This is a genomic window from Shewanella sp. SM87 (genome assembly GCF_025653705.1).
GTDB classification, from domain to species: Bacteria; Pseudomonadota; Gammaproteobacteria; order Enterobacterales; family Shewanellaceae; genus Shewanella; species Shewanella oncorhynchi.
In genome coordinates this window covers 206,427-220,627 of the sequence record NZ_JAKKSC010000003.1, presented here as the reverse complement: position 1 = coordinate 220,627, position 14,201 = coordinate 206,427, and the positions used below count along the sequence as shown (strand labels likewise).

Annotated in this window: 8 protein-coding genes; 6 read left to right on the top strand and 2 right to left on the bottom strand. The window is 46.1% G+C overall.

The annotated features are described in order from the left end of the window. Positions 1–169: 169 nt before the first annotated feature. From L5M11_RS03890 to L5M11_RS03860, 6 genes are all read left to right on the top strand, one after another. The gene (locus tag L5M11_RS03890) at positions 170–3,397 is read left to right on the top strand and encodes a winged helix-turn-helix domain-containing protein (protein ID WP_263191406.1); all 3,228 of its coding nucleotides are present in this window, start codon (positions 170–172) and stop codon (positions 3,395–3,397) included. A gap of 20 nt (positions 3,398–3,417) precedes the next feature. Further along, a complete protein-coding gene (locus L5M11_RS03885; RefSeq protein ID WP_219250208.1) occupies positions 3,418–3,795 on the top strand; it encodes a DP-EP family protein in 378 nt (125 codons plus the stop codon). A 583-nt stretch (positions 3,796–4,378) separates the two neighbouring features. Beyond that, positions 4,379–5,407: a diguanylate cyclase gene (locus tag L5M11_RS03875; RefSeq protein WP_263191403.1), complete on the top strand. Its 1,029-nt coding sequence runs from the start codon at positions 4,379–4,381 to the stop codon at positions 5,405–5,407. Positions 5,408–5,584: 177 nt separating this feature from the next. Beyond that, positions 5,585–8,179: an FAD-binding protein gene (locus tag L5M11_RS03870; protein ID WP_263191401.1), complete on the top strand. Its 2,595-nt coding sequence runs from the start codon at positions 5,585–5,587 to the stop codon at positions 8,177–8,179. A 98-nt stretch (positions 8,180–8,277) separates the two neighbouring features. Next, on the top strand, positions 8,278–9,156 hold the full coding sequence (locus tag L5M11_RS03865) for a DMT family transporter (RefSeq protein WP_263184642.1): 879 nt from the start codon (positions 8,278–8,280) through the stop codon (positions 9,154–9,156). Positions 9,157–9,275: 119 nt separating this feature from the next. Next, positions 9,276–9,800, top strand: coding sequence for a lipocalin family protein (locus L5M11_RS03860; protein WP_106650068.1), 525 nt, complete (start codon positions 9,276–9,278; stop codon positions 9,798–9,800). Positions 9,801–9,988: 188 nt separating this feature from the next. Here the strand turns inward: L5M11_RS03860 and L5M11_RS03855 are convergent, their stop codons facing one another. After that, on the bottom strand, positions 9,989–11,581 hold the full coding sequence (locus L5M11_RS03855; RefSeq protein ID WP_219250205.1) for an ABC-F family ATPase: 1,593 nt from the start codon (positions 11,579–11,581) through the stop codon (positions 9,989–9,991). 382 nt (positions 11,582–11,963) lie between these two features. Beyond that, positions 11,964–14,198, bottom strand: a complete 2,235-nt coding sequence (locus L5M11_RS03850; protein WP_263191399.1) for a heavy metal translocating P-type ATPase — start codon at positions 14,196–14,198, stop codon at positions 11,964–11,966. Between the last annotated feature and the right edge of the window lie 3 nt (positions 14,199–14,201).

Below are 14,201 nucleotides of genomic sequence, written 5' to 3'. Positions count from 1 at the left end.
GTTATTCCTTTTAAATAACAATCATCAACGGCATAATGTCAACGTCTTGACGTCAGACCTTTGAATGACAAGCATACGGTTCTTTATAACAATACGTATAACAAGAAGAGTGACTCACAGCGCAAGTTTTTACCGTGCCATGGTCAATACTCAATAAATGGACATCGTTATGAGTGACAGCACATTTTTCTTTGGTGAATGGCAAATCAATCCCAGCGCCAATAGTCTGCTCCTTGGCAAACAAGTCAAACAACTTGAGCCCAAGGCGATGGATGTGCTGTTATTTCTCTGCCAACGGGCGGGCGAAGTCATCAGCAGTGATGAAATAGTCAGCCACTGCTGGCCGGGTGTTGATACTGGCGACAACCCACTACATAAAATTATCAATCAGTTACGTAGAGCATTAGGCGATAGCGCCACAGAACCCACCTATATCGAAACCATACGCAAACGCGGCTATCGCACCTTAGCCGAAGTGCGTTTTCCTATCGGACACCAAGCCACCGCCAGCCCACAGAGTTGGCAAGGCGGCTCACCCTTTCCGGGACTGCAAGCCTATAGTGCTAATTATGCCGAGGTGTTTTTTGGCCGCAGTGAACAAATCAGCACTTTGCTTAACCGGATAAGCCAACAAATCCTGTTTGGCCGTGCCTTCTGCCTGATCTTAGGTCCAAGTGGCAGCGGTAAATCCTCCCTGATTAATGCGGGTGTTGTGCCCAATTTAATGAAGGGCGATGGCTATAACGGCATTGGTGTTGCGTCATTCAGCAGCTTAGATTTTGCCGATGTGAGTAAAGGGCAACTACTCACCGATCTTGCCAGTGCTATGCTCGACTGGGAAATCAACGACATCCCAGTATTCGAAGGCATGAGCACTGAGACTCTGGCGATTCAACTTATCGAAGATATCCAAAGCGTGATCAATCAGTGTACCCAAGCGCTCAAGGCTAAACCCTTTTCCAATCCGTTTTTTGCCTTGTTTATCGACCGATTAGAAGTGTTACTCTCATCACCGCTATTTAGCGATACCGAACGAACCCAGTTCATAGAATTATTGGAACAACTCGCCACCTCAAAAGCCGTGATTATCATCAGTGCCTGTCGCAACGATTTTTATCCTTTATTGGTCAATTACCCAAGCTTAATGGCGGGTAAAGCCCGCGGCGCCCACTTTGACTTAGCGCCGCCAACACGCACTGAGCTATTACAAATGATCCGCCTGCCCGCGGTGGCCGCCAACTTAAGCTGGGAAGTTGACAGCGACACAGCAATGCCGCTCGATGAAATGCTCTGCAGCGATGCCGCCAGTAACCCAGATGCGTTGCCCATGTTGCAATACACGCTGCAGGCCTTGTATTTGCAACGTAGCGCCGACGATAAGTTATTAGTCTCGGTTTATCATGAACTTGGCGGTATTGAAGGGGCGATTGGCAAAAATGCCGAGCAAGCGATTTCCCATTTAAGCGATGCCGAAAAAGCCAGCCTACCACGGATTTTATCCCTGCTAGTGACCCTACGCGAAGATGAAAAGTCCATCACCAGCCGCACCGCTCGCTGGTCACAACTGCAAAGCACGGCCGAAACCGCCCTAGTGCAAGCCATGGTCGATAGCCGCTTATTCGTGTCACATCTGCAAAATGGAGAACCCTGTTTTAGCATCGCCCACGAAGCACTTTTACGCCGTTGGCCGCGGGCGACGGCTTGGATTAGCGAGCATAACGACAGCTTAAGCATTAAGAGTCGCCTACAGCATTTATCCAAGCGTTGGCTCAGCGAAGCCAAACACAGCGCTTATCTGCTCGCCGACGGCAAGCCGTTGAAAGAGGCCCAAAGCCTCAGCCAAAATCCGTTATTCGATTTAGACGATCCCGAAACCGCCTTTATCGCAGCCTCCACCAAACGCGCCAATATGCTGCGCTGGACTAGGCGCTTAACCGTCACCCTGCTGTGCGTCCTCACCTTAACCTCCGTCATTATGAGCGTGCGCAGCATAGAAGCCGAAAAACTTGCCCTGCAAAAACGCCTCGCCGCCGAAGATTTGCTCGGCTTTATGGTGGGTGACTTCGCCGACAAGATGCGCGGCATAGGCCGTATGGACTTGCTCGATGGGATCAGCAATAAAGCGCTAGAATATTTCACTGATTTCTCCAGCCCAGACGATGAAAAGTACTTAAGCTTTGATGCCCGTTTCCAACACGGCCAAACCTTAGAGGCCATGGGCGAAGTCGCCTATTCGCGCAATAAAATCGATGAAGCTCGCAGCGCATTACTCGCCGCGCAAGAAAAAATGTTGCCACTGCTCGAATTGCAGCCGGAAAACTTAGCCCTACTGAAAACCTTAGGTGCCAATGCCTTTTGGTTAGGCCAGCTTAAGTATGATGTGAGTGATTGGGCGGCATCGCGCCCTTTTTTCGAGCAATACTTGGCCTATAGCCAAACCATGTACGCCCTTGCGCCAGAGGATAAAGATGCGCTGATGGAGCTGTCTTATGCCCATAACACTTTGGGCTCAGTTTCGATGAAACAGCAGGAATTTGCCAAAGCGCAGCAAGATTTTGAAGAGTCGCTAAGGCTTAAATTGCTGGCTTTGGCAAAAGCGCCTGAGGATAGTCAGCTAATTGCGGATGTGGCCAATGCACGTTCTTGGTTAGCGAGTGCGGCAGTGTCACAAGGTGATGTACTTTCAGCCATACAGATCCACACTCAACTCCAACAAGAACTAAGCAATAACATTAAACAGCCATATATATTAGATAGACTAGCAGCCAGCCATCAAATTCTTGCTAAGTTATACGATTATCAAGATCTACCAGAACAAGCCCTAAGACAAACCCGACTTGGTTTGGAAGCAATATCAAAAGCGCTAGAACAAGATCCTAAAAACGATATTTGGACAAGACAAAATTACTATTTACACTTCAATCTTCTAACATTTGCACGCACTGATTCTAATGAGATTACAAGATTAAAATCTTTACTAGATTCAGATATTGATTTGAATTCTTCATCGAAGAGAGACGAAGTGTATGCAAGCTATTTTCTTGCATCAGCACAACACTTACAACGACAAGGTAAGTTTGATAAAAGTATAGAATATGCTGTGCTAGCAAAAAATGAATTTCTTAAGTTATCAAAAAAATTCAATCAAAATATTAACTTCATTTCAAACTTATCGGAAAGTATTCTATTTGAAGCTAAAACGGTCAAAAATTATAAAGCCAAGCATGAATTATGCAACACTTCAAAATATTTACTATTACCTATAGTAGAAAAAGATAAATCACCAAATTTCACCATTCATTATGTTAAAGCCCTTGACTGCCTTGGCGAAATTATAAGCGATGACAATCTTAAACATTTACTATTAAAATCTCATATAACCAATACCAAATTTTAACCAAAAGAAAGGAAGTTAATATGTTCGCACCACAAGGCTCGGCTCAATTTATTAAAGTCAATGTTAATCTAGAAAATGGCGAACCTGTATTTATTTATACAGATGCTAATGGTGAACAATGCCAAGGGGATGTGACTATCACCCAAGCTGGTACTGTTACCTACTTGCTAAATGATCAAACAGGAAAAGGTTTAAAATTTGTTGGGGTCGGCTTTGTTACCCCATTCGATGACATTGTCGATGCGGTAACCATCAGCAGCGATGGTATGTTAGTACAACTCGTCGATCTAGATAGAACGTCGGGAACTACTAAGTTCCAATTTGTATTGAGCAATACTACTAATACCTTACTGATATTAAGTCCTGATCCAGAAATTATCAATCGTCCTCAAAACTAATCGAAATGCCCAACCTTTAATCGGGCTGGGCAGTTTCTACACCCGAAGAAAAGGGGAAAAGCGGGGACAGCCATGTCTTTTTGTGCTTTGTCCCCTCTTATACTAGCCTTTACATTATCTTGATTGCGTCTGTTTGGAGCAGATGATGACCCCGGCCAGAAGAATGCTTATCGATGCTAATACAACGCCCTTCTATCATGTGATAAATCGCTGTGTCAGAAGGGCTTTTCTGTGCGGTGAGGATAAACTCACAGGCCGCAATTATGAGCATAGACATGACTGGATTGTCGATAAAATCAAAGCATTATCCACCATCTTTAGACACTAAAATCCTTTGCGCTTGACGCTTAATACCCAAAAATCCACTCATGGGTGCCACTTTTTTAACTTAGCCATGCCCCAAAACCTCGCACGTTTCAGCTAAGCCTGAGAATTTACCGTGAGAAGATTAAATTTAAAACCTTTATAAACAATAGATTAAATCGGAAGGTAAGCAGAAGGTATCTTTTCTTTGCGAAGAATAAAGTCATCATCAGAAAAGCGCTTAGCGCAGATGGCATTAGGTTCACGGAGAATGATAACAATGACAAGCTCACCTAAACTGACACGTTCACAACATCCATTATCACTTGTGGGTGAAGGCAATGGTTCACAGTGTACTGCGCAGCAAGGCTTGGTCGAGCCCGCATTGCCGTTAACCTTCTTCGAACATGCCTCGATTGAAACGATTCAACAGTTTATTCAGCATCTGACTGAACCGGTGATTATCGTCAATGCCCAAGGTTACATTTACTTTAGCAATAGCAAAGGTGCTGACTTACTGACATGCCCGCAGGCCAGTTTGAAGGGACAAGATTGGCGCAACTTTTTGACAGAACACCACCAAGCTCGCTATGACAATTTGCTGAGCAATGATATTAAATTAGGCAAAAATTGCGGCATTCCAGTGCAGCACTCCGCCGAAGAAATCACCCTCATTACCGCCTCAGGCAAAGCAAAAGATGTCGAGCTTTCCATTTCCTACATCCCCAGCCATGAACTTCTGTTTGTGATGATGATGCACGATTTAACGCAGCACAAAGCAGAAAATCAAAAGCTACGTAAATTGGCCGCCACAGATTCACTGACAGGACTGGCGAACCGCCGATATTTTGATGAAATGCTGCATCACTATTGGGAAGAATGCACAGGTAAGCTGCGCCCGATCAGCGTGGTGATTATCGATGTGGATTACTTCAAAGTGTTCAACGACCAATTCGGCCATATCCAAGGGGACGAATGCCTACGTAAGATTGCCAAAGTGATTGCTGACATAGTACCGATAGAAATTGGACTAGCAGCGCGTTACGGCGGCGAAGAATTCGCGCTAATTCTACCAAGCCACAATGCCAAAATGGCACTAACGATTGCCCAAAAAGTGCAGCAAGGGATTAATGACCTGCGCTTTACCGAGCAAGGGCTGCGCGATTATGTCTCTGTGAGTGCGAGCCAAGGGATTGCGAGCGAAATCAATGGCCAGTTCCGTACCTCACTCGCCATGCTGTGCGCCGCCGATACCGCATTGTACCGCGCCAAAGCCGATGGCCGTGACAGGATCAATACATCGCTTTAATACCTATTAATTGGCGACTTGTTTGCCCGCAACTGATTTACCCAAAACTGATTGACCCAAAACATAGTTACCCGCGGCTTTGTTATCCGCAATTGATTAACAACGGGATGAATGACCTCAGTAGGCGCTTTAGCGCATTGAGGAAAACACGCAAAGCACACGAAAGGACGCATGAATATGGACAAGCTTGAGGCATCAAGAAATATACGGGCAGTGATTGAAAAAAGCTTACCCGTGAGCACGTCACCCCTTGCCATATTCACTTACCAGTGTTGGTTGAAAACCAGCGCAGGTGGGCGTGTGTTCCATTATAAAACTGATAGGGAAGATACCTATTTCGCGGTGGATATTAATTCACTAGGGCATATTGAATGCGTGATTAATACCACCTTGCTGCGGGTTGAAGCAATATCAACCTTAGGTGGACTTAACGACGGTCAGTGGCACTTATTGTCTATCTGCCATGAATACCATGAAATCAGTTGTTATGTAGATGGTGAAATTACCCATACACAACTCAATAATCTGTCACTGGTTGCCGACAATGAATTTTTAATTGAAAACGTGTCTTTACCGAATCATCGCGATACACATTTCGATGGTGAAATATTTGGCATCACCTTGCTTAATCGATTATTAACCCGAACTGAAATCGTTGACTATTACCGTAATCCAGCGCAACAAAGATCGATTAGCGAAAATAACCTTTATATTTACCAGCATCAAGATGCACATAATATTCGTGGTGAAAACTTTATCCCACTTAAAAGACAAAAAGTGCTGCTGGTCATATTTAATGACACTGAATATCAATTCATAAAAACCACTACGGATAGCAACACTTATAATCAACAACTGCCTAAGATTATTCCACCCCACGAACGCCGAGCCTATATTATTGAATGTAACTATAACACTTGGCCTAATTTTAGTTATTTAGTTAATTACACGGCGAGTAATCAAGCGGATATTACACTCAATGTTGAAGTGTTTAAATCGCTGACAGCCTATCGCTCTAATATTAAATTCACCGTTGCAAATGAACTCGAACGGGATTGTTTGATTATTCAATCGACCGAAGAAGAATTAAGTGCTGAAGTGCGTATTAGTGAAAACTTAGTGATCACTCAAGCCAAAAACTTTGTTAATTTCATCAATGAAGTTCGCGCACACATTCCGGCCGACAATATTATTACCGGTGGCCATTATTATAGTGAGCAGCAACTCTCGGTCAGCACAGGTAAGCAAATGATTGCCTATCAACAGGCTTGCCAACTGTTCAACCGCAGATTACAAAAAAAACCACTGGCGATCATCAAATGCACGTCAACTGAAGAAGTCAAAATCGCCTATAAGGCGGCCATCGATTATAACTTGCCAATCAGCGTGCGCTCAGGTGGGAATGATCACGAAGGTGAAAGCACTGAAACGAATACCGTAGTGTTAGATCTGCTGAAGATGGATAGCCTCACTTTAGATCCCATCACAGGTATTGCGGCCATTGGCCCTGGCAATCGCTTTATCAATCTCACCACTGCGCTTGCCAAACAAGGCGTGATGATCCCCCATAGCACCTGTGGCAGTGTTGCTATAGCGGGATTTATTATGGGCGGTGGCTCAGGACCTTGGACCCGCAAACACGGCATGTGCTGCGAATCCCTATTACAGGCAGAAATCGTCCTCGGCATTGGTGAAACTCAAATCGTCTCTGTTGCCAATAAACCTGAGTTACTCTGGGCGCTCAAGGGTGGCGGTGGGTTAAGTTATGGCATTGTGACCCGCTTTTTTGTGCAAACCTTTCCACTACCGCCTTGCCTTATCAAGTTTGAATTAGAATGGAATTGCTACGATAAACAAACCCATGAACTTATTGAGCACACCCCAACTAAAGACATTTTACAGCGCTGGGAAGCCATCATAAATGCCGACAGCACTGGCTGTTTGATTGGCACTAATCTCAAGATTAATGCCAAACATTTACCCGTAGAACAACACAAAACACCACACATAGACACTGAGTCGATTAAGCATAACTGCTTGATGTATGGTTTTTGGGAGGGCAATTCCGCCAGCCTAAACCACTTTATCCAGACACAATTTAATGAATTTGGCCTAGTCCCCAATGATATTCGCATTGAGGGTATGGGCGGACTCACCAAAGCCTACGGTGAAAACCTTATGCCCAGTTGGGAAAGGGAATCTTTTCATCATCTGCAAGCTGACTTACAAGGCATAAACCGCTCACCTAATCCAACCGATGTGGATGAACCCGCGCCCCATAAAGTCACCTCGCGCTTAGTGAATCAAACGGGGCTCAGGGACGGTTATAAGCCACTGCTTGAAAGCTTAACCTCTCGCTATGTGCTTGAAGGTAATCGCCAATTGGGGCTATTTACCTATGTTACCCTTGGCGCTATAACTGGTGATTATTATCGCACTATGGGCGAAGAGCAAAAGAGTCGCAGCGCCTTCCCCTACAAGGACAGACAATACACGATTCAATATCAAACTTGGTGGAATAACGCCCTGCAAGAGAAACAACAATTGCAGGATAGCCAAGTGTTTACCCGCATCAATCGTGCACTCGATTGGATTGATGCCAGCCGAAACTATGACATCCCCAACACCTCGGGCGCTTTTATCAGTTTCAAAGATAAGGCCATCCCCACTGATGTGTACTTCGACCATAACTACGCCGCGTTAAAACGGATTAAGGCGGCCTACAGCCAAGATAGCTTTAACCATTTCCGCTCACGTAAAAGCATTATCTAAGTTAATACATCGGCATAGCCTAGGGTGAGTTTTTAAGGCAAAATCGACGCCGTCCACAGGACGGTGTCGCCCTTAAATTCTTCAGTTACAGGTTGCCTATGCCAAGCTCAGCTTTAGCTATCATTTTTGCCCTATTGGCGGCCATTCTTATGGGCACAATCGGTGTATTAGCGCGCTTTGCCGCCCTGCCCGCCGAACACATTACCTTCTACCGCTTACTGCTCGGTGCCCTATTTCTATTGGCTTATATGCTGCTTACAGGTAAAGGCCATCAAATTCGCCATAGACCCAGTAAACGTACCTTAGTGAATGGCATTATGCTCGCGGGTTTTATGGCGTTTTACATTGAAGCCATTCAGTACACCCAAATGGCCAATGTGATCATGATTATTTACTTAGCCCCTGTGGTGTCGGCTATTTTCGCCCATCATTTCTTTGCCGAGAAACTCACCCGCTTAAGCATGGCAAGCGTGGTCGTCGCACTAATGGGTTTTATGTTAATGATCCCAACAGGGCCGCAGCGAGCGAGCAATCACACTGAATTATTAGGCTATTTTTATGCCCTACTCGCTTTATTAACCTACTGCGGTTTTATGTTAATCAACCGAAAACCGAGTCTGAGTTCGCCCTACCAGAGCACTTTAGTGCAGCTTAGTGTCGGCGCTTTATGCCTACTGCCCTTAGTGATAAATGCACCGCTGACGCCAAGTTTGCCACAAATGGGTTGGTTAATTGCGATTGGATTCTTCCCCGGATTTTTAGCCATTTTGCTGGCGGTAAAAGCCCTACGCCAATTGCCTGCTGTCACTTTTGGCACCCTCGCCTATGTGGAACCTGTTATCGTAGTGACGCTAGCATGGTGGATATTTGGTGAAACCTTGAGTCCAATGCAATTAAGCGGTGTCGGCTTAATTCTTCTGGCCGGCATTAGCCAAGGCTTTATCAGTCAGCGCAAAGTATTGATTACGAGCGGCTAACCAACAACACTTTGCCAAGTAGCTGAAATAATGTGAAGAAAATAGTGTAAGCTCGATAGAGGATTGATTGAACATTGCACTTAAGACGTGCGACTAAGACTTAAGATCAGGAGGTCAAATTGAGAAAGCTACTGTTAGTCATCAGTATATTTTTGCTCAGCGGTTGCTTAGGCATGCCTAAACTTGTTCAACCCGTGAATGATTTTGAGCTGAATAAATACTTAGGTAAATGGTACGAGATTGCACGATTAGATCATTCATTCGAAAGAGGGTTAAGCCAAGTTAGCGCAGAATACAGCCTGAAAGAGGATGGTGGTGTTAGGGTCATTAACCGTGGATTTTCAGCGGCTAAAAACGAATGGAAAGAAGCCGAAGGAAAAGCCTATTTTGTGAATGGGGACTCAGAAGGCTATTTAAAAGTCTCCTTCTTTGGGCCATTTTATGGATCGTATGTGGTCTTCGAATTAGATCATGAAAACTATCAATACGCTTTTATATCGGGACCCGACACGGGTTATTTGTGGCTATTGGCTAAAACCCCGACTGTGCCACCCGAGGTGCTGCAAAAGTTTGTTGAAATGTCTAAAGCACGCGGCTTTGATACCGACAATTTGATTTATGTGCAGCAAGAGTCAGCGCCCTAACGAGTGCCGCCAATGCGCTAAAATCGAGTGCGCGAAAAGCTAATCGCTAGATAAAAAGACAGCCAATGGATATAAAAACGCCGCAATGAATCGCGGCGTTTTTATTGATGCTGCATTTAGCTGCACTGTATTTAAATGCATGTATTTAAATGCATGTATTTACACATGCAGCTAAATAACAAATAGCGTTAGACTTCAATGCCTTTGCTGGCAAGGAACTCATCGTAAGTGCCTCTGAAATCATTCACGCCTGAGTGAGTGACTTCAAGGATACGGTTTGCCAGAGACGATACGAATGCACGGTCATGACTCACGAAAATCAAGGTCCCTTCGTACATTTCCAGCGCGTTGTTTAATGATTCAATCGATTCCATATCCATGTGGTTGGTCGGTTCGTCGAGCACTAAAATGTTGGCTTTTTGCATGATGAGCTTGCCGAATAACATACGACCTTTCTCACCACCAGACAGCACTTTGACTGACTTTTTAATGTCGTCAGAGCCAAACAACATACGGCCTAAGATGCCACGTACCGATTGGTCGTCATCTTCTGGCTTGCGCCATTGGCTCATCCACTCGAACAGCGTCATTTCGTTAGCGAAATCAGACTCATGGTCCTGTGCATAGTAACCAATGTTAGCGTTTTCAGACCATTGGATAGTACCTGCATCCTGCGGAATATCGTGGATAAGGGTACGTAACAGGGTTGTTTTACCGACGCCGTTTTCACCCAATACCGCAATGCGCTCGCCCACTTCAACAATTAAGTTTAAGTCTTTGAATAACGGAGTGTCGTAGCCTTTAGTTAGGTTTTCAATCACTAAGGCATTACGGAACAATTTCTTTTCTTGCTCGAAACGAATGAAGGGGTTCACACGGCTAGAGGCTTTTACTTCATCTAACTTAATCTTGTCGATTTGACGAGCACGTGATGTAGCTTGTTTCGCCTTAGAAGCGTTAGCCGAGAAGCGTGCTACGAAGGTTTGCAGTTCAGATATCTGGGCTTTTTTCTTCGCATTATCAGACAATAAACGCTCGCGAGCTTGAGTCGCTGCTTGCATGTATTCGTCGTAGTTACCTGGGTAAACGCGCAGTTCGCCGTAGTCTAAGTCAGCCATGTGCGTACAGACAGAGTTTAAGAAATATCTATCGTGCGAAATGATAACCATAGTACTGCTACGTTGGTTCAACATGTCTTGTAACCAACGGATAGTGTCGATGTCCAAGTTGTTGGTAGGTTCGTCAAGCAGCAGCACGTCTGGATCAGAGAACAGGGCTTGCGCTAACAATACACGCAGTTTTAAACCCGGTGCGATTTCAGACATCAAACCAAAATGGCTGTCGATACCGATACCTACACCTAACAGTAATTCGCCAGCACGAGATTCGGCGGTATAACCGTCCATCTCAGCAAAATCCATCTCTAGGTTGGCGACGGTAATGCCATCTTCTTCACTCATTTCGGGTAAAGAATAAATACGGTCACGTTCTTGCTTTACCTTCCACAGTTCGCGGTGGCCCATGATCACGGTATCGATCAGGTTGAATTCTTCATAACCGAACTGGTTCTGGCTTAGTTTACCCAGACGCTCATTCACATCTAACGAGACGTTACCGCTGCTAGGGTCTAGATCACCACACAGGATCTTCATGAAGGTCGATTTACCACAGCCATTCGCGCCGATAAGACCGTAACGGTTACCACCGCCAAATTTAACTGAGATGTTTTCAAACAGTGGCTTAGCGCCGAACTGCATGGTGATATTTGCTGTTGTGATCAAAATGAACTTCCAAATCGAGTAATGTTGGCCGAGCCCGCTGGCGCCGCTTTAAATAAGCATAAACCAAATAACGCTATGCCGAAGGGGTAAAAATAAACGTGGCACTATAGCAGTTTGGGCTAAATTATCAACTACCAAGGCGGATCAAAAGCCAGAGGGAATGCCGAAATCGCCGCACTATGCCTGTATGAGAAGCGTAATTGATTTTACCCTATTGGCTTAGCTTTCAATGTATTCGAGCAGAATGACAATCTGATGACCCTTAGCGTCGTAAAGCTTGCCGACGCTAAAGGCTTATGCAGTAAGTGCTAATGTGGACATAGCCCTAAGCTAACTCAAGATACCCGTTTCAACATTTTAAGTTAGCTTAGGTATCGACAGCTTATAACTTCTGCCGTCTTAAGCGGTTGGCGTTCGTGACGACAGTCAGTGAAGACAAAGCCATGGCTGCACCCGCAATCACAGGGCTTAATAACATGCCCGTAAGTGGATAAAGCACGCCCGCCGCAACCGGAATACCCAAACTGTTATACACAAAGGCGCCGAACAGATTCTGCTTAATATTGGTAATCGTCGCCCGCGACAATGCCAATAAGTTAGCAATCACTATCAATTGCTGCGACAGCAAGGTGATGTCCGCACTTTCAATCGCCACCTCAGTGCCCGATCCCATCGCGATCCCCACATCGGCACTCATCAGAGCTGGCGCATCATTAATACCATCCCCTACCATAGCCACCACATGCCCTTGCTTTTGTAAATCCAGCACATAATGTTGTTTTTGCTCGGGTAGTACACCAGCAATCACTTCGGTGATGCCCACTTGGTCGGCCACCGCCTGCGCCGTTTGTGGGTTATCCCCCGTTAACAGCACCACGCGAATGCCCCTTTGCAGCATGGCCGCAATGGCTTCTTTGGCATCGGGTTTAATCGGATCAGCCAGCGCAATAGTGGCCACTAACTTGCCCGCTTTAGCGATATAAATCGGGGTTTTACCTTGGTGCGCAAAACTTAATGTCGCGTTAGGATCTAAGGCACTGCCATCGGAATTGACAATCTCCAATGCAGTCATCAAGGCAAGATTACCAATCGCCAGCGATACGCCATCGACCTTGCCCTCAATCCCCTTTCCTTGATGGTTCGTAAATGCCTGTGTGTCGGGTAATTGTGGGAGTGATTCCTTGGCATAACTGATAATCGCCCCCGCTAACGGATGCTCAGAGTGCTGCTCAAGGCTTGCGATTTCGCCCAGCAAGGTTTCTTTATCGGCATCACTCAGTGTTTGTACTAATACAAAGTCAGTGACTTGCGGCTTACCTAAGGTGACCGTACCGGTTTTATCCAGCACCACACAATCAACTTTACTGGCGGTTTGCAGTGCCTCGCCATTTTTGACTAACACGCCCATTTGGGCTGCGCGGCCCACAGCCACCATGATAGACATAGGCGTAGCCAGCCCCAGCGCACAGGGACAAGCTATGATAAGCACACTCGTCAGCACCACTAACGCATGGCTTAAGGCGGGCGCTGGACCTGCAAAATACCAAATAGCCGCCGCCAGTAGCGCTATTGCCACCACAGTAGGGACAAATACCGCGGAGATCTTATCGGCCAATCGACCTATGGGTAATTTTGACGTTTGTGCCTGTTGCACCAGTGCAATGATTTTGGCGAGCTTAGTATCTTGTTGCCCAGCCGTAACTCGGTAAACTAAGCTGCCATTGCCATTGACTGTGCCCGCGCTCAGACTATCTCCCCGATTTTTAAGCACGGGAATAGGCTCACCTGTGAGCATGGCTTCATCGAGCAAGGATTGCCCCGTTTCGACCTCACCATCGAGGGCAACTCGGTCACCGGGGCGCAAACGCAGCTTATCGCCCAGTTTCAACTGACTTATCTCAACCTTTTCATCACCCTTATCCGTAATACGAATCGCAGTAGTGGATTGCAACCCGAGCAGTCGCTGCACCGCTTCGCTGGTTTTGCCCCGCGCTTTGAGTTCGAGTCCATGACCTAAGTTAATCAAACCTAAGATCATCACACTCGCCTCAAAGTACACATGGCGGGTATCCATAGGGAATGCGCTCGGCATAATGACCACCAACATGGAATAAGCCCACGCGGTACTGGTGCCCAGCACAATCAACGTATCCATGTTGGTGGTTTTGGCTTTGAGCGCCCGCCACATACCTTGATAAAAATGTCCGCCTGTGGTGATGAGTAAAGCCAAAGTGACCAGTCCCATGATGCCCCAGCCTAGCTGCAGATTTGGGCTGTTGATCATCATTTCACCGCCCAGTAATCCCCACAGCATCATGGGCACACCCACAACGAGCGCGGCTATAGCTTGGCGCATCCGCAGTCGATACTCGGCGGCATCTTCAAGGCGTTTTTCTTCGGCGGCGACTTTAGCATCAATAACGACCTGCGCCGGATAACCCGCATTTGCCATCACAGCCAAGGCGGTATCAGCGCTCATCTTGCCTTCAACCGTCACTTGCTTATCGGCGAGATTCACACGCGCTTCAACGCCCGCTTGGGCGGCAAACGCCTTTTCAATTTTTGCGACGCAACCAGCGCAATTCATATTGGCGACATAGAGTCTGGTCATAGACATGGG

Bases quoted from the DNA above. Each gene is read 5' to 3' on its own strand.
- L5M11_RS03870 (WP_263191401.1), top strand. From the start codon at position 5,585: ATGGACAAGCTTGAGGCATCAAGAAATATACGGGCAGTGATTGAAAAA.
- L5M11_RS03865 (WP_263184642.1), top strand. From the start codon at position 8,278: ATGCCAAGCTCAGCTTTAGCTATCATTTTTGCCCTATTGGCGGCCATT.
- L5M11_RS03885 (WP_219250208.1), top strand. From the start codon at position 3,418: ATGTTCGCACCACAAGGCTCGGCTCAATTTATTAAAGTCAATGTTAAT.
- L5M11_RS03890 (WP_263191406.1), top strand. From the start codon at position 170: ATGAGTGACAGCACATTTTTCTTTGGTGAATGGCAAATCAATCCCAGC.
- L5M11_RS03850 (WP_263191399.1), bottom strand. From the start codon at position 14,198: ATGTCTATGACCAGACTCTATGTCGCCAATATGAATTGCGCTGGTTGC.
- L5M11_RS03875 (WP_263191403.1), top strand. From the start codon at position 4,379: ATGACAAGCTCACCTAAACTGACACGTTCACAACATCCATTATCACTT.